At 50.9% G+C, this 16,130-nt stretch carries 14 protein-coding genes; 6 read left to right on the plus strand and 8 right to left on the minus strand.

Features of this window, described 5'->3' with window-relative positions; translation table 11 throughout:
* The first annotated feature begins 58 nt into the window (after positions 1 to 58).
* Positions 59 to 1,882, plus strand: a complete 1,824-nt coding sequence (sppA, locus tag Q0796_RS03095) for a signal peptide peptidase SppA (protein WP_298440379.1) — start codon at positions 59 to 61, stop codon at positions 1,880 to 1,882.
* 105 nt (positions 1,883 to 1,987) lie between these two features.
* Positions 1,988 to 2,998, plus strand: coding sequence for an asparaginase (gene ansA, locus Q0796_RS03100; protein ID WP_298440191.1), 1,011 nt, complete (start codon positions 1,988 to 1,990; stop codon positions 2,996 to 2,998).
* A gap of 63 nt (positions 2,999 to 3,061) precedes the next feature.
* On the opposite strand, the gene Q0796_RS03105 is transcribed toward ansA, so the two are convergent.
* From Q0796_RS03105 to Q0796_RS03115, 3 genes are all read right to left on the minus strand, one after another.
* Positions 3,062 to 3,331, minus strand: a complete 270-nt coding sequence (locus Q0796_RS03105; protein WP_298440193.1) for a DUF1315 family protein — start codon at positions 3,329 to 3,331, stop codon at positions 3,062 to 3,064.
* The gene (locus Q0796_RS03110; protein ID WP_298440194.1) at positions 3,331 to 3,543 is read right to left on the minus strand and encodes a hypothetical protein; all 213 of its coding nucleotides are present in this window, start codon (positions 3,541 to 3,543) and stop codon (positions 3,331 to 3,333) included. Before Q0796_RS03110 ends, Q0796_RS03105 begins: the two co-directional genes overlap by 1 nt.
* A 220-nt stretch (positions 3,544 to 3,763) precedes the next feature.
* A complete protein-coding gene (locus tag Q0796_RS03115) occupies positions 3,764 to 5,188 on the minus strand; it encodes a glyceraldehyde-3-phosphate dehydrogenase (protein ID WP_298440196.1) in 1,425 nt (474 codons plus the stop codon).
* Between the two features lie 250 nt (positions 5,189 to 5,438).
* Here Q0796_RS03115 and Q0796_RS03120 point away from each other — a divergent pair, with 250 nt between their 5' ends.
* Both Q0796_RS03120 and gap read left to right on the plus strand, forming a co-directional pair.
* Entirely contained in the window at positions 5,439 to 6,206 is a 768-nt protein-coding gene (locus Q0796_RS03120; RefSeq protein ID WP_298440198.1) for a DUF2989 domain-containing protein, read from the plus strand.
* A 212-nt stretch (positions 6,207 to 6,418) separates the two neighbouring features.
* Positions 6,419 to 7,423, plus strand: coding sequence for a type I glyceraldehyde-3-phosphate dehydrogenase (gap, locus tag Q0796_RS03125; protein WP_298440200.1), 1,005 nt, complete (start codon positions 6,419 to 6,421; stop codon positions 7,421 to 7,423).
* Between the two features lie 61 nt (positions 7,424 to 7,484).
* Here the strand turns inward: gap and Q0796_RS03130 are convergent, their stop codons facing one another.
* The 5 genes from Q0796_RS03130 to zwf form a co-directional block, all read right to left on the minus strand.
* On the minus strand, positions 7,485 to 8,579 hold the full coding sequence (locus tag Q0796_RS03130) for a hypothetical protein (RefSeq protein ID WP_298440202.1): 1,095 nt from the start codon (positions 8,577 to 8,579) through the stop codon (positions 7,485 to 7,487).
* 145 nt (positions 8,580 to 8,724) lie between these two features.
* Positions 8,725 to 9,357, minus strand: a complete 633-nt coding sequence (locus tag Q0796_RS03135; RefSeq protein ID WP_298440204.1) for a bifunctional 4-hydroxy-2-oxoglutarate aldolase/2-dehydro-3-deoxy-phosphogluconate aldolase — start codon at positions 9,355 to 9,357, stop codon at positions 8,725 to 8,727.
* A 9-nt stretch (positions 9,358 to 9,366) separates the two neighbouring features.
* On the minus strand, positions 9,367 to 11,172 hold the full coding sequence (edd, locus tag Q0796_RS03140) for a phosphogluconate dehydratase (RefSeq protein WP_298440380.1): 1,806 nt from the start codon (positions 11,170 to 11,172) through the stop codon (positions 9,367 to 9,369).
* A gap of 2 nt (positions 11,173 to 11,174) precedes the next feature.
* The gene (gene pgl / locus Q0796_RS03145; RefSeq protein WP_298440206.1) at positions 11,175 to 11,882 is read right to left on the minus strand and encodes a 6-phosphogluconolactonase; all 708 of its coding nucleotides are present in this window, start codon (positions 11,880 to 11,882) and stop codon (positions 11,175 to 11,177) included.
* Positions 11,883 to 11,884: 2 nt separating this feature from the next.
* A complete protein-coding gene (zwf, locus tag Q0796_RS03150; protein ID WP_298440381.1) occupies positions 11,885 to 13,348 on the minus strand; it encodes a glucose-6-phosphate dehydrogenase in 1,464 nt (487 codons plus the stop codon).
* Between the two features lie 255 nt (positions 13,349 to 13,603).
* On the opposite strand from zwf, the gene Q0796_RS03155 reads away from it, so the two are divergent.
* Both Q0796_RS03155 and pyk read left to right on the plus strand, forming a co-directional pair.
* A complete protein-coding gene (locus Q0796_RS03155) occupies positions 13,604 to 14,458 on the plus strand; it encodes a MurR/RpiR family transcriptional regulator (RefSeq protein WP_298440208.1) in 855 nt (284 codons plus the stop codon).
* 186 nt (positions 14,459 to 14,644) lie between these two features.
* On the plus strand, positions 14,645 to 16,081 hold the full coding sequence (gene pyk, locus Q0796_RS03160; protein ID WP_298440210.1) for a pyruvate kinase: 1,437 nt from the start codon (positions 14,645 to 14,647) through the stop codon (positions 16,079 to 16,081).
* Positions 16,082 to 16,130: the final 49 nt, after the last annotated feature.

The raw sequence follows: 16,130 nt of genomic DNA on the forward strand, positions 1-16,130 counted from the left end.
CGTTAGCATAATATTCAACTCTCTAACGGAATCTCACTTTATGGCAAAAACGCCTTCGATGATTGGACGATTCTTTCGTTTAATATTCTCTGTTATCAATACGTTCCGCCGTATTGTTCTTAACGTTTTGTTTTTCACCGTACTGGCGCTGATTGTCATTGGCTTTAGCCGTGATAGCGCCGCGCCAACCGTACAAGATGGCGCGGCATTGGTGATCGCTTTAGACGGCATCGTGGTTGAAGAGTTAACTCCGGTTGATCCTTTTGAGGCGTTAACGGGCCAAGACAGTGATCGCCCCCAAGAGATCTTATTGGCTGATCTGCTGCACAGCATTGATCAGGCCGGTAAAGACGACCGCATCAAAGGCATTGTCTTAAAACCCGGTAACTTTAAGGCCAGCATTGCCAAGCTGGAAGATATCGGCACCGCCTTAGCGCGCTACAAAGAAAACGGCAAACCGCTGCTGTTCTTTGGCGGCGGCATTGATCAAAGTAACTATTACCTAGCTTCTTACGCCGATGAGATCACCATCAATCCTGGCGGTGGCGTTGCCATTGAAGGCTTTGGCATGAGCCGCCTTTACTACAACGAGGCGCTGCAAAACCTGAAGGTGACGACCCACCTGTATCGCGTTGGCAAATATAAGTCGTTTGCCGAGTCTTACACCCGCAACGACATGTCAGCCCCCGCCCGTGAAGCGGCTCAAGCCGTAATTGATGATCTGTGGCAAAGCTACGTAGATACCGTCAGCAGCAATCGTGAAATTGATCCCCGCGCACTGGCGCCAAGCTTGGACAACATCAGCCTGTTGCTGGACGAAAATGGCAACGATCCGGCCGCCATGGCGCTGGCAACCGGTTTGGTTGACACCTTGGCCACCGACATCGCCATGCGCGACAGCTTGATGCAGACCTTTGGTGCTGACGAAGAAGACGACAGCAAGCTAAACGCCATTGGCCTGCAAGACTACGCCGCCATGGTGGCCCCAACCGCGAATCCGCTGCAGCAAAATAAAATCGCCATTATTGTGGCTAAAGGCACCATCTTAAATGGTGACCAACCCTCCGGCACCATTGGTGGCGTTTCAACCTCAAAGCTCCTGCGTCAAGCGCGACAAGATGACCAAGTTAAAGCGGTTGTGCTGCGTGTTGATAGCGGTGGCGGTAGCGCATACGCCTCGGAGCAGATCCGCCAAGAGGTATTAGCCCTACAAGAAGCCGGTAAGCCAGTTGTGGCCTCAATGGGCTCAGTGGCGGCCTCTGGTGGCTACTGGATATCTGCCAGTACCGATCGGATCTTCGCCCAAAAAGACACCATCACTGGATCAATTGGCATCATCAGCATGTTCCAAACCTTCGAAAATGCCGCGGAATACATCGGCGTGCATCAAGATGGGGTCGCCACCAGCGACATTCGTCAGATCAGCTTTATCGAGCCGCTGAACGATAAGATTGGTCCAATCATGCAACGCTTAATGGATAAGGGTTACCACGACTTTATCTCGTTGGTTGCCAAATCACGACAGATGGAATTGGAACAAGTCGACGCCATTGCCCAAGGCCGGATCTGGAGCGGTGCTGATGCACTGGAGCTGGGACTGGTGGATGAGCTGGGCAGCTTGGAACAGGCGGTGATCGCGGCGGCTTCGCTGGCGGATCTGAGCGATTACGACACCAAAGTGATTGGTCACGAGCTCAGCCCCGAGCAAGAGCTGCTGCGTGAAGTCATGAACAACGTGGCGGTATACCTGCCAGCACCAAACAGCGAAACCAAACTGTTGTGGCAACTGAAAGGATTGCTGAAACCAATTGCTGAGCAGATGCAGTTAGACGATCCAAACAACCTCTACTACCTGTGCATGGAATGCAGTAACGTTCGTTAACTCACATCCCTAGCGCAAGACTAAGCCCAGCAATTTGCTGGGCTTTCTTTTCCCTCTCGCAACGCTATAATCGCCGCCATTGTTCCTTCCAACAGAACGCTACTCATGCAACGTAAACGCATCTATGTCGCCTATACCGGCGGCACCATCGGTATGCAGCGTACCGACAAAGGCTACGCGCCAGTGGCTGGCTTCTTAACCCAAAGCGTTAAGGCCAACCCAGAGTTCCACCGCGATGAAATGCCCGAGTTTGAGATCCATGAGTATGATCAGCTGATTGACTCGTCCAATACCGATCCCAGCGATTGGCAGCGGATCGCTGACGACGTGGCCGACAACTACGATCGCTTCGATGGCTTTGTTATTTTGCATGGCACCGACACCATGGCGTTTACCGCCTCTGCGCTGTCGTTTATGTTGCAGGGCCTGAGCAAGCCCGTGATTGTGACCGGTTCACAGATCCCACTGGTTGAGTTGCGCTCAGACGGGCAAACCAATTTATTGAACTCGCTCTACATTGCCGCCAATTACCAAATTGCCGAAGTGTGCCTGTTCTTCAATAACGTCTTACTGCGCGGCAACCGCAGCACCAAGGTGCATGCCGACGGCTTTGCCGCCTTTGGCAGTCCGAACTTACCGCCGCTGCTGAATGCCGGTATCGAGATCCGCACGGGTGAGCCAGCACTGGAAGCCGCCGCTGGCGTAAAACTCAGCGTGGCCAACATCAGCACCCAAGCGATTGGCGTGGTTACCCTCTACCCTGGGATCAGCACCGAGGTGATCGCCAACATTTTGCAACAGCCAGTCAAAGCCTTGATCTTGCTGTCGTTTGGAGTTGGTAATGCGCCAGAACGCCCCGATCTGCTGCAGCTACTGCAAGAGGCCCATCAACGTGAGATCTTGGTGTTAAACCTGACTCAATGCCTGCAAGGCAAAGTGAATATGGCCGGCTACGCTACCGGTAATGCCTTGTCTCAGGCAGGGGTGTTATCGGGCTTTGATATGACCACCGAAGCGGCACTCACCAAGCTGCACTATTTGCTGTCACAGCCACTGAGCTTTGCAGAACGATGCCAACTGGTGCAGCAACCGTTGCGGGGCGAACTTAGCCAGTAATGGCAGCCTAAAACAAAAAACCGGAGCCTTGGCTCCGGTTTTTTATGTTGTCGACAACGTCTGTCACTCCACCTTGGCATCAATGTGGTTGGGATCAAACTGCCGTTTTTGCTGTGCTTTAGACAGGTGGTTGATCTCACCTTGCTTATTCACCGTAAGGTGATCCGTGTTATCGGCGTATTTTGCCTGCCACGCAATTAACGCCTGCATGGCGCTCTCTCGCTGCTTATCGCTTAAACGTGTGCCATCCGGCCACTTACCGGTTTCCACGCCGCCCTGAAGGCGCTCACGCATCTCTGGGGTCAAGCTGTCGACCATCCCTTGCCAATCCATCACTTACCTCTTTTGTTCAATACAATGCGAACGCGGGTGATCAGATAGAAAACAAACCCAGCGGCCATAGAGCCAACCCCAACCGGTTGACGCCAATTGGTCTGTGGCGAACCACCCCACCACCAAATGGCAAAGCCAGCAACAAACAGCAGCAACGCAATAAAGCTGTGATTCATCAACTGTTGCTGCGTTCGAATTGCGCGAATACGCATCGCTTGCGCTTGCTTCTCTGGATCATCCGAGATGGTAAACCCACAGTGGGGACAAACCCCGGCCTTATTTGATATTTGCTTGCTGCATGCGCCGCAGTGGATCAACGCCATTGCTCGTTCCCTGATGCTGTTATCACGTGCTGATCACTATACGTTTTCACGCTATTAGGCACAAAAAAAACCAGCCTGCCGGCTGGTTTTTTGTGCAACAGCTGTTGGCTTAAGGCAGCACAACACCGGTTACGTTAAGCATCTTCGCCATCACTTGCACAACCTGGCAGCTGTAGCCAAATTCGTTGTCGTACCAGACGTACAGTACCGCACGATCACCATCAACGATGGTGGCTTCGGAATCGACAATGCCTGCAAAGCGGCTACCCACCAAATCCGTTGATACCACTTCGGTTGAAGCGGTGTAATCAATCTGGTTTTGCAACTCAGAGAACAGCGCGGTTTGGCGCAGGTATTCATTCATTTCGTCACGGCTGGTTTCCTGACCTAAGTTCAGGTTCATGATCGCCATTGACACGTTCGGGGTTGGTACGCGGATAGCGTTACCAGTCAACTTACCTTTCAGCACTGGGAACGCTTTGGCAACAGCCTTAGCCGCACCGGTAGAGGTTAACACCATGTTCAGTGGTGCACTGCGACCGCGACGGTCCCCTTTGTGGTAGTTGTCGATCAGGTTCTGATCGTTGGTGTAGGAGTGTACGGTTTCTACGTGGCCGTTGTTGATGCCAAACTTGTCGTATACCGCTTTCAATACCGGAGTAATGGCATTGGTGGTACACGAAGCGGCAGACAAGATGGTGTCGCTATCCAGCACGTCAGCGTCGTTCACGCCGTACACCACGTTCTTGATCTCACCACCGGCTGGCGCGGTCAACAGCACCTTAGCGGTGCCCTTAGATTGCAGGTGTTGGCCTAGGCCTTCTTCGTCTTTCCAGATCCCGGTGTTATCAACCACCAATGCATTATCAATGCCGTATTCGGTGTAATCGATTTGATCTGGGGAGTTCGCGTAGATCACCTGAATGTAGGTGCCGTTCGCGATGATGGCGTTGTTCTCTTCATCAATCTCAATTGAGCCGTTGAACGGGCCGTGGATGGAATCACGACGCAGCAAGCTGGCGCGTTTCTCTAAGTCGCCTTCACGGCCGCCACGCACCACGATGGCACGCAAACGCATGGTATTGGAAACACCGGTGCGTTCAATCAACAGTCGCGCCAGCAGGCGGCCAATGCGGCCAAAACCGTAAAGCACAACATCACGCTGTTCCATCTCTTTGCCAATGGCTGGAGCCAGCTGCTCAGTCATGTAAGCTTCGATTTCGCTGCCGTCGCTGTGGTTGCGCCAGTAGTTGATCGCCAACTTACCAATATCAACACGGGCGTGCTTTACATCTAAGCGGCTCAGCGCTTCCACAAACGGAAAACTTTCGCGCAAGCGCAGCTTGGCACCTTCATACTTCTTCACCAAGCGGTGTGCTTTGGTGATGTCGATGGTTGAGGCGTTCAATAGCGGGCGACCGTAAATCAGCACTTCCACACCTTGGTTACGGTACAGTTTGCCAATAATTGGTTGCATCGCTTCGGCCAGTTCGAATCGCTCTTGCCAGCTTTGAAGATGTTTGTCAGCGGTCATTATGCGCAGTTCCTACAAAGAAGCACCAATGCTTTCATTTGGCGCTACAGGTAATAGGGTTAATATTGTTTTTTATCACACCGTCTCGCTCTGAAGGTGACGGCGGTAGAAAGCGCCGCTATTCTACAAAAAAATGTTCCACCGTTTCCAGCCAGTGGAAATGGACAAACTGTTGCAAAACAACAACTTTATCCACATTCACAGGCATATTTGGTAGTTTTATTTCATGAAGAAACCGCTCGGTTTGTTAATGACTGCTGTTGTTTTAAGCGGTTGTAACCCTAATCTGAATGTTGCCCAGATCTGCGAAGCCCAACCGCAGATGTGCACCGATGTCGCGCAAGAAAGCTGGTGCCGGCGCACCCGTTCAGAGTTTATCCATTCGCGTTACATCAACCATCGCGATGGCGGTGCAGACAACATGTATCAGCTGCTCACCCACGCAGAAGATTACAATCGCTGCATGTCTAATGTGGTTCATATGGTGGATAAACCCGGTACTCAAGGCGACACCAACCGTGGCCATTGGTACACCCTATCCATCCAAAGCCTTGAAACATTAAAACAGCAAAGCCGAGACAGCAGCGACCCACTATTAGCGCTATATCACTGGACTCGCGATAAAAACCCCCAGGCACAGCAGCGATTCTTACAGGCTGAACAAGCCGGTTTGGTGACCAGTCGTAAAGCGATGCAGCTGGCCGCCATCTATTTCGCCAAACAGCAGCCCAATAAAAGTCACCACTATGTAAAGCGACTGCTGACCGGCGTGGAGCTCAGTAGCCGATATGATCAGGAGCTATTTGAACTGGCGGCCAACAGTTACAAACAACAAGGGCAACAAGCGCAAGCATTGGTGTTTGCCTTGCTGAGCAATAGCCAGCAGATCAGCGCCGAGGCACTGGCCAAGCACTACCGTGTTGCCATCGATCAATTGCAACAAATTGAGCAGGAATCAGACAAGGTAAAAAGATTACTGAATGACGGTGAATTCGACCCTGAGCAGTGGAAGATGTAACTCAATTTCACCAAATTTTTTGCCCAATCGGCGCTTTAATTTATGTGACGATGGCGAGCCCCAGCATCAGAAAATCTGGTCTAGATTTGAATTAGCCAATTTGTGTGACCCAATCTCGTCTAATTACTTACAGTTTGTGACTTAAACCCTTGACTGAAGCATACATTCTTGTAATTTTACTACACAGTTACTAGTCCATAGGAATAATCACCATGATTAAGATCGCAATTAACGGCTACGGCCGTATCGGCCGCAATGTAGTACGCGCGTTGTATGAAAGCGAAAAGGATTACCCAATCCAAATCGTCGCCATCAACGACCTTGGCGACGCCGCGATCAACGCTCACCTGACCAAGTACGATTCCGTACATGGCCGCTTCAATGCGAAGGTTGAGCACGAAGAAGGCGCAATCACCATCAACGGCGATCGCATTCAAACTTTCTCTGAGCGTGATCCTTCCGCTCTGCCTTGGGAAGAGCTGGGTGTAGACGTAGTATTTGAATGTACCGGTATCTTCACCACCAAAGCGACTGCCTCTAAGCACATCGAAGCGGGTGCCAAGAAGGTAATCATTTCTGCTCCTGGTAAAGAAGTAGATGCGACCGTTGTTTACGGCGTTAACCATGACGTGGTTACCTCTGACATGACCGTTATCTCTAACGCGTCTTGTACCACCAACTGTTTGGCACCGTTTGCTAAGCCTTTGAACGACGAACTGGGCATTGAATCTGGTCTGATGACCACCATTCACGCTTACACCAACGATCAGCGTCTGTCTGACGTTTACCACAGCGATCTGCGCCGCGCCCGTGCCGCTGCCGTAAACATGATCCCAACCAAAACCGGCGCCGCTGCCGCAGTTGGTCTAGTTGTGCCTGATTTGGCTGGTAAGTTCGACGGTGGTGCCGTACGTGTGCCTACCATCAACGTATCTTTGGTTGATCTGTCTTTCGTTGCCTCTCGCGATACCACCGTTGAAGAAGTAAACGCCATCGTTGAAAAAGCGTGCGCTTCTGGCGCCATGAGCGAAGTACTGGCCGTTAACCACGAGCCGCTGGTATCTATCGACTTCAACCACAGCCCAATGTCTTCTACTTTCGATGCCACTCAGACCCGTGTAAACGGTCGCTTGGTGAAAGTTATGGCTTGGTACGACAACGAGTGGGGTTTCTCTAACCGCATGCTCGACAACGCTGTTGTGTTGATGAACGCCTAATCTCGTTTAAAATTAACAAACGCTGGCCAAGGCCAGCGTTTTTTTTATCGAAAAAAACAGGCTATATATCGATAGCTTGAGACGTTATTTCAACCCTGTGTTTGTAAGGAACATATCTTTCTATTTTCTTTAGGCCGTCGATGTAGTTCTTCACCGCTTTTTTATTAACTAAGTCGTGATCGGCATCCATCAGCATCATGCGGTATTGCTTTACCATTTCGCTTCTCACTTCAACCAAAACAGTTAAAATGGCGACATCCGATGGCGGTTCTTTGATATAGCGCTTGTTATATGCATTCCATGCGTCGTAATTTTCCGAAATTTTTGCGCGATTGAATTTCATCCGAGAATACGACTCAAACTCTGGTGGAACGCCTTTCGGTCCAGCAACGTACAACAATTTTGATTTACTATAGTCCTGCAACAGTTCCAGCGGCTGTCCTAATTTTTCAACGATTTTATCTACTAATCGCTTGCTAGAGACTTGGCCATTGATTCGCTGTTTTAGGTTTGCTTGAAGGTCTATCCTTTTCGGCTTCATCTCTTTACCAGACAAAGTAACCCTAATATTGGATATGTCACTCACATTGGCGGTTACACTAACTTCGAATAATTCCAGCAGGTAAAACCGGTGTGGAAACTCCCAGTGGCCCTGAGCCATCTGCCTTAGTTCTGCCAATGATGCGCCGCCATATTCACCAACAAATGTTGTCGCATGGTAAACTTTACAATCGTCAGAATACTTCTCTTGCTCATCTTTAGATAATGCATTGTATTTTTCGATACGCTGCAACAACATCGTACGGCTCAGTTTGCTAATAACGATTTTAGGGCGTGACAGCTGCCTCAGTCGGTCAAATAGTTCTGCAGTGCTTGGTATATTTTCTAAACTGTATACTTCAGCGTAGGTATTTACCGTTGCTTCATTGCCTGGGCAAAGGTGCTCGTCGAATGTAACGCCAACGCCGGAAATCTGATTTCCAACTCGATAAACCGGCGCTTTTTTAGCCAAATTTTCCAATTCAGACAATAACATTTCTGGTGACTGCTCTAAGTTCAACCCCTGCACCGAAAGTGGCAGTTGTACCGCAACAGCGCGAGCAGAAAACATCAATAACCATAAACTGGTTACCAACATAAGATCCCAACGTTTCATCTTGAATGCTTCCCATCAGATTATCCAATCTGTAAGGGTAGTCGCAGTATTAAAGCCTTTTATTATTATTCAAAGCGCTCACAAAAAAATGGCCAGCAATGAGCTGACCATTTTCGTCTGTTAACGTATCTATCGGTGCTAAAGTTTAAGCCAAGGCTTGCTTCGACAGCTCAGTAATACGCGCCCAGTCACCGGCTTCAACCGCATCGGTTGGAGCAACCCAGCTGCCACCAACACACTTCACATTATTCAATGCAAGGTAGTCGTGGTAGTTCGCCAGACTGATCCCACCTGTTGGGCAGAAGGTCAGTTTCAGCATCGGCCCAGACATCGCCTTAAGCGCCTTAACCCCACCATTTGACTCAGCAGGAAAGAACTTCAGGTGATCATAACCGTGCTCTAAAGCGATCATCATGTCTGATACTGAGGCAACCCCTGGGATCAGCGGAATATTACGCTGCTTCGCCGCCGCCAGTAGCGTTGGTGTGGTGCCAGGGCTAATAGCAAACTGCGCGCCAGCTTCAATCACCGCGTCCAGCTGCTCTGGGCACAAGACCGTGCCCGCACCAACTAATGCTTCAGGAACCGCTTGGCGAATTTGACGAATTGCTTCGATAGCGCACTCGGTTCGCAGTGTCACTTCTAAGATCTTAATGCCACCTTCAACCAAAGCCTGAGCCAGCGGTACCGCTTCTTCTAAGTTTTGAATCACCATTACTGGCACAACCTTGCTGCGAGCAAAAACCTCAGCAGGCTGCATTTGCCATAAATCGCTCATGTTCGTTCCTTATTTCAACAGCGCTGATGCGCCGATCCCTGGGCTGGCCAGCATGGTACGGAACTGACTGAACAGATCGCGGCCAGTACCAAAATCATTTGTGCTTAGATCCGGTTTCACTGCCTGACGTTGAGCCAGTTGTTGTTCGTCCACCAACAGGCTGATTTCGCCCGTGGTGGCGTCAACGCGGATCATGTCGCCTGGTTGTACCTTAGCCAGCAAGCCACCATTGAGTGCTTCTGGGCTAATGTGAATGGCCGCAGGCACCTTACCGGAAGCGCCCGACATGCGGCCATCGGTAACCAGGGCGACTTTAAAGCCGCGATCTTGCAATACCGCCAGTGGTGGCGTGAGTTTATGCAGCTCTGGCATGCCGTTGGCTTGAGGCCCTTGGTAACGCACCACAACCACACAGTCCTTATCCAGCTCACCCGCTTTAAAGGCGCCGTCTAAGGCGTATTGATCTTCAAACACCACCGCTGGCGCTTCAATAATTTGATGTTCCGGCGCGACTGCAGAAACCTTCATTACCGCGCTGCCCAAGTTTCCTTGCAGCAATTGCATGCCGCCAGTCGCTTGGAATGGGTTATCAATGGCGCGCAATACTTCGTCGTCGCCAGATTGTTGCGGGCCAGCAAGCCATTGCAATTCACCCTCAACCAGAGCTGGGGTTTGGCAGTACAGATCCAGCCCTTCCCCTGCCACAGTCTGTACATCGTTATGGATCAAGCCACCGTCACGCAGCTGTGCCATCAAGAACGCCATACCACCTGCTTGGTGGAAATGGTTGATGTCGGCCTGACCATTCGGGTAAACCCGCGCTAACAATGGTGTGGCTTGCGACAGCTCAGCAAAATCTTGCCAATCAACAATGATCCCAGCCGCGCGAGCCATGGCAACCAAGTGCATGGTCAGGTTGGTTGAACCGCCAGTAGCCAGCAATGCAACGATGCCGTTAACCACGTTCTTTTCGCTGTAGATGTCAGCCAAACGGCCCTGCTTCTGCTGTGCCAAACGACACACTTGTTTGGCAGCCGCGTCGGTCAAGGCCGTACGCAGTGGATCGTTCGGTGCCACAAAGGAGGAGCCAGGCAACTGCAGACCCATCGCTTCAATCACCAGCTGGTTCGAGTTCGCGGTACCGTAAAAAGTACAGGTGCCTGGGCTGTGGTACGACGCCGATTCCGCTTCTAACAAGGCATCGTCAGACACTTCGCCTTTGGCGTATTGCTGACGCACCGCGGCTTTTTCTTTATTAGGCAAGCCCGATGGCATTGGCCCTGCTGGCACAAACAGCGTTGGCAGATGACCAAAGCTTAGTGCGCCCATGGTTAAGCCTGGAACGATCTTGTCACAGATCCCCAACAGCAAGGTGCCGTCAAACATGTTGTGAGACAGGCCAACCGCCGTCGCCATGGCGATCACTTCACGGCTCATTAGGCTGAGTTCCATGCCTGGCTGGCCTTGGGTTACCCCATCACACATCGCCGGCACGCCACCGGCCACCTGTGCCACGCTGCCCACTTCACGACAAGAGGCTTTAATCGCATCAGGGTACGTGGCGTAAGGCTGGTGCGCCGACAACATGTCGTTGTAGGCGGTGATGATGCCCACATTGGATTTATTCAGTTGTTTCAGATCTTGCTTATCAGCACCAACACAGCCAGCAAAGCCGTGAGCCAAGTTACTGCAAGAAAGTTGACCACGCAGTGGCCCTTTGGCCTGCTGCTGATCCATACGTGCTAGGTATTCCGCTCGAGTCGCTTTACTGCGCTCAATAATGCGGTTAGTTACCTTCGCAATGGTTGGGTTCATCATTACTGTTCACTCCAATAAACATCAACCGGGGTGCGATGTTGATCTAAGAAAGCACGAATAGGCATCGCTTTGATGTCGCGGCTGGATAACGCTTGGTCAAGCACCTGCTTTTTGCTGGCACCCGCAATATGCAGGTAGATCTGACGAGCATTAAGCAACGCTTTTAAGCTGAATGAGATGCGCGCATGGGGGGCGGTGGTTGGCTGCATTGGCACCAGCAGTTGCTCACTGCTGAGGCCATTATCCAGTTCAGCGGCACAGGGGAATAACGACGCCGTGTGACCATCGTTACCCATGCCTAATATCACCACATCAAACGGCTTTGGCATGTGCGCTAAGCGCTCAGTGGCCATTCCGATCCCTTCGGCTGGGGTGGCGTGCATTGTCACTAAACCACAAAAATGGGCTGAAGCTGCTTTGCCTTGCAGCAAATGATTCCGCACTAGACGTTCATTGCTTTCGGCATCATCAACCGGCAGCCAGCGCTCATCGGCAAGAGAAACACTGACTTCCGCCCACTCAATGCCAATGTCGCTGAGCTTACGAAACAGCGGCAGTGGGGTACTGCCTCCGCTTACAATCAGCGAAGCGCGGCCGCGCTCATCAATGGCGTGTTGTAACTGTTGGGCAATCTTGTCGGCCAGTTTCTCGACCAAGGCGTCGCCATTGGCAAAGGATTTAAATACTGGCATCGCAATTGTGCTCATGATTACTCCTCCCAAGAACGGCCGTCACGGGTGATCAACGCCACCGAGGCCACTGGCCCCCACGTGCCGGCAGGGTAGTTCTTTGGTGCTTCAGTTGTGTGCTGCCAAGCATTGATGATCGAATCACACCAAGTCCATGCGTGTTCCACTTCATCGCGGCGCACAAACAGCGCCTGATTGCCCAGCATACATTCCAGCAACAGTCGCTCGTAAGCATCAGCAATACGGGCATTTTTGAAGGTGTCGCTAAAGGACAGATCCAACTTGGTGGTTTGCAAACGGGTGGTTTGATCTAGCCCTGGCACCTTGTTCATCATCTGGATCTCAACCCCTTCATGCGGTTGCAGACGAATGGTTAATTTATTCGGTGGCAGTTGGCGGTAGGAATCACGGTACAGGTTGTGCGGTGGGTTTTTAAAGTGCACCACAATTTCGGAATGCTTTGTTGGCATCCGCTTACCGGTACGCAGGTAAAACGGCACGCCGGCCCAGCGCCAGTTATCGATATCAACGCGCAGCGCCACGAAGGTTTCGGTGTTTGAGCCGCAGTTTGCGTCTTGCTCATCCAAGTAACCCGGCACCTGGCCGCCTTTAAGGTAGCCGCCTGTGTATTGGCCGCGCACACTGGTGTCGTAGATGTTCTCTTGGTTAATTGGGCGCAGTGACTTAAGCACTTTTACCTTTTCATCGCGGATCGAATCGGCTTTTAAGTTAACCGGTGGATCCATCGCAACCAGTGCTAAGACTTGCAACAGGTGGTTTTGCACCATGTCGCGCATCTGCCCTGCTTCATCGAAATAGCCCCAACGACCTTCAATGCCCACTTCTTCGGCAACCGTGATCTGCACATGATCAATCGTCCGGTTATCCCACTTCGAGGCGAAGAGCGAGTTAGCGAAGCGCAGCGCAATCAGGTTTTGTACCGTTTCTTTACCTAAGTAGTGGTCGATACGGTAGATTTGGTTCTCGTTGAAGAATTCAGCAACTTGGTTGTTGATAACCTGACTGGATTTCAGATCGGAGCCAATTGGCTTTTCCAGTACCACTCGGGTATCTATTTTGATCAGTTGGTTGCTATGCAGGCAGCGACAAATGTCACCATAGATAGAAGGCGGCGTGGCGAAGTAGTTCACCATCACGTTGTCTGCATTTAAGTGGTTGGCCAGATCTGCGTAGCCAGCGGCATCAGTGAAGTCGGTGCCGTAATAGAAGAGTCGTTCGCTGAAGGTGTCCCAGCTGTCGGGATCAAGAGGCTCTTTTAAGAAGGTAGATAATGCTTCTTTTACTAAGTTGATGTACTCATCTTGGCTCAACTGCTGGCGTGCAATGCCAACGATGCGTGTTGATTGATGCAGTAGACCCGCTCGGTCTAGTTGGTAGAGTGCCGGTAATAGCTTGCGACGCGCCAGATCACCTCTGGTGCCAAATAAGACAAAATCACAAGGTTTGTCGGATAGATCGGAAATAGTTGCCACTGCCCTCTCCTTAACGGAACATTTCAGCTGCCGATGTAATTTAACTACATTTAAATGAAAAACAGGCCATGAAGCAAGGCTTTATCCGCCGGTTTACTAGCAAACTTTCAGGTTTGTTTGTAAGATACTCACATCAAAAGCGTTTCTACGCTGTTGCGCAACCTAGTCTGGGATGATTATAGCGAGTGCACTCCTACATGCAGTTGTGTCATCTACGGAAATTATTGAATCTGAGTCACTATAAATATGAATACAATCGACAAAATTCAAAAGAACCTAGCTAACTTCAGCAAGTCTGAGCGTAAGGTAGCTGAAGTGATTCTGGCAGAGCCGCAGATCGCGATTCAATCCAGCATTGCCACGCTCGCCAAAATGGCTGACGTTAGTGAACCTACGGTTAACCGCTTCTGCCGCCGCCTTGATACCAAGGGCTTTCCCGATTTCAAACTGCATCTCGCCCAAAGCCTCGCCAACGGCACCCCTTATGTTTCTCGCCACGTAGAATCAAGCGACAGCCCAGAGTCCTATACCAGCAAGATTTTTGAATCATCAATGGCCGCGCTGGACTCAGCCAAGCAATCGATTGATGCTCAAGTCGTCAATCGTGCAGTAGATCTTTTAACCCAAGGAAAACAGATCTACTTCTTTGGTTTAGGTGCGTCTTCGGCCGTTGCACACGATGCGCAGAATAAGTTTTTCCGTTTCAACGTACCGGTCATGTGTTTTGACGATGCGCTGATGATGCGCATGAGCTGCATCAACGCCAGTGAAGGTACAGTTGTAGTGCTGATCTCTCATACCGGCCGTACCAAAACCTTAGTTGAAGTGGCTAAGCTGGCACGAGAAAACCACGCTCACGTGATTGCCATTACCAGCAAAGACAGCCCACTGGCTCGTGAAGCCTCGGTTGCATTGACCATGGATGTACCGGAAGACACCGACTTATACATGCCAATGGCATCGCGTTTGGCACAGATGGTGGCCATTGATGTTTTAGCCACCGGTTTTACACTCCGCAGAGGCATCCGCTTCCGAGATAATCTCAAACGCGTTAAAGAAGCGTTACGTGAATCACGTTTCGAGAAAAATTCCTCCTTATAATCAATTCCAAATGGCGGCAATTCTCATTGCCGCCCCATCGCTCAGCTAAGCCAACTAAAATAACTCAAACGACAAGCTCTGAACTTAAAGAGCACGGCGGCTGACACTAACAGGTTGTAGTTTTTTTTCATTTTCGAACTTTTAATTCAACTTTAGTCCAGTTGACACGGTAAAACGGAGAGCAACATGCTTAGAAGAACCAAAATCGTCACCACTTTAGGTCCTGCGACCGATCGCGACGGTAATCTGGAAAAAATTATTTTGGCTGGCGCCAACGTGGTACGGATGAACTTCTCCCACGGTAGCCCAGAAGATCACGTGGCTCGCGCAACTCACGTACGTGAACTTGCGAAGAAACACGGCAAGCACGTTGCTATTTTGGGTGATTTGCAGGGTCCTAAGATCCGCGTTTCTACTTTCAAAGACGGCAAAATCCAACTGGCCATCGGCGACAAGTTCCTGCTGGATTCTGATTTAGGCAAAGGCGAAGGCGATCAAGACCAAGTGGGTCTGGATTACAAAGAGCTGCCTAAAGACGTAGTACCAGGTGACATCCTGATGTTGGATGACGGTCGCGTGCAGTTGCGCGTTCTGTCTGTAGACGGCAACAAGGTTTACACCGAAGTGACCGTTGGTGGTCCACTGTCTAACAACAAAGGCATCAACAAGCTGGGCGGCGGTTTGTCTGCCCCTGCGCTGACCGAGAAAGACAAAGCGGACATCATTACCGCTGCCGCAATCAAGTGTGATTACTTGGCTGTCTCTTTCCCACGTACCGGTGCTGATCTGGATTACGCTCGCGAACTGGCGGCTCAAGCTGGCCTGCACGCAGGCATCGTTGCCAAAGTCGAGCGCGCTGAAGCCGTTGCTGACCAAGATGCAATGGATGATGTGATCAAAGCCTCTGACGTAGTAATGGTTGCCCGTGGTGACTTAGGCGTTGAGATTGGCGATCCAGAACTGGTTGGCGTACAGAAGAAACTGATCTCTCGCTCTCGTCAGCTGAACAAAGTTGTGATCACTGCAACTCAGATGATGGAGACCATGATCTCCTCTCCAATGCCAACTCGTGCTGAAGTTATGGACGTAGCGAACGCCGTGCTTGATGGCACTGACGCGGTTATGCTGTCTGCTGAAACTGCGGCTGGTGACTTCCCAGAAGAAACCGTACTGGCAATGTCTAAGGTATGTTTGGGCGCCGAAAAGCACCCTAGCGTTACTGTGTCTAAGCACCGTTTGGATGAATCCTTCAACGGCAGCGAAGAAACCATTGCGATGGCGACCATGTACGCCGCTAACCACCTGCCAGGTGTGAAGGCGATTGTTGCTCTGACTGAATCCGGTACTACCCCGAAACTGATGAGCCGCATCACCTCTAACCTGCCAATCGTTGCATTGGCTCGTCACGACGAAGCTCTGGCTCGTTTGGCACTGGTTCGTGGCGTGCAGCCAGTACACTTTGACTCTACCGCTTTCGGCGCTGAAACTCTGGTTTCTGCCGCTCTGGAAAGCGTGAAAGCAACGGGTGTGGTTGCCAGTGGTGATCTGGTTATCGTTACTATGGGCGATACCATGGAAACCGTTGGTGGCACCAACACCTGTAAGATCGTTACCGTTGCTTAATTGCTTCGCTAACTAAAAAAGCCCGCAGCTGCGGGCTTTTTTGTATCCA

The sequence above is a fragment of the uncultured Ferrimonas sp. genome (assembly GCF_947489035.1).
GTDB lineage: Bacteria > Pseudomonadota > Gammaproteobacteria > Enterobacterales > Shewanellaceae > Ferrimonas.

Bases quoted from the DNA above. Each gene is read 5' to 3' on its own strand.
- sppA (WP_298440379.1), top strand. From the start codon at position 59: ATGATTGGACGATTCTTTCGTTTAATATTCTCTGTTATCAATACGTTC.
- ansA (WP_298440191.1), top strand. From the start codon at position 1,988: ATGCAACGTAAACGCATCTATGTCGCCTATACCGGCGGCACCATCGGT.
- Q0796_RS03105 (WP_298440193.1), bottom strand. From the start codon at position 3,331: ATGGATTGGCAAGGGATGGTCGACAGCTTGACCCCAGAGATGCGTGAG.
- Q0796_RS03110 (WP_298440194.1), bottom strand. From the start codon at position 3,543: ATGCGTATTCGCGCAATTCGAACGCAGCAACAGTTGATGAATCACAGC.
- Q0796_RS03115 (WP_298440196.1), bottom strand. From the start codon at position 5,188: ATGACCGCTGACAAACATCTTCAAAGCTGGCAAGAGCGATTCGAACTG.
- Q0796_RS03120 (WP_298440198.1), top strand. From the start codon at position 5,439: ATGACTGCTGTTGTTTTAAGCGGTTGTAACCCTAATCTGAATGTTGCC.
- gap (WP_298440200.1), top strand. From the start codon at position 6,419: ATGATTAAGATCGCAATTAACGGCTACGGCCGTATCGGCCGCAATGTA.
- Q0796_RS03130 (WP_298440202.1), bottom strand. From the start codon at position 8,579: ATGAAACGTTGGGATCTTATGTTGGTAACCAGTTTATGGTTATTGATG.
- Q0796_RS03135 (WP_298440204.1), bottom strand. From the start codon at position 9,357: ATGAGCGATTTATGGCAAATGCAGCCTGCTGAGGTTTTTGCTCGCAGC.
- edd (WP_298440380.1), bottom strand. From the start codon at position 11,172: ATGAACCCAACCATTGCGAAGGTAACTAACCGCATTATTGAGCGCAGT.
- pgl (WP_298440206.1), bottom strand. From the start codon at position 11,882: ATGAGCACAATTGCGATGCCAGTATTTAAATCCTTTGCCAATGGCGAC.
- Q0796_RS03155 (WP_298440208.1), top strand. From the start codon at position 13,604: ATGAATACAATCGACAAAATTCAAAAGAACCTAGCTAACTTCAGCAAG.
- pyk (WP_298440210.1), top strand. From the start codon at position 14,645: ATGCTTAGAAGAACCAAAATCGTCACCACTTTAGGTCCTGCGACCGAT.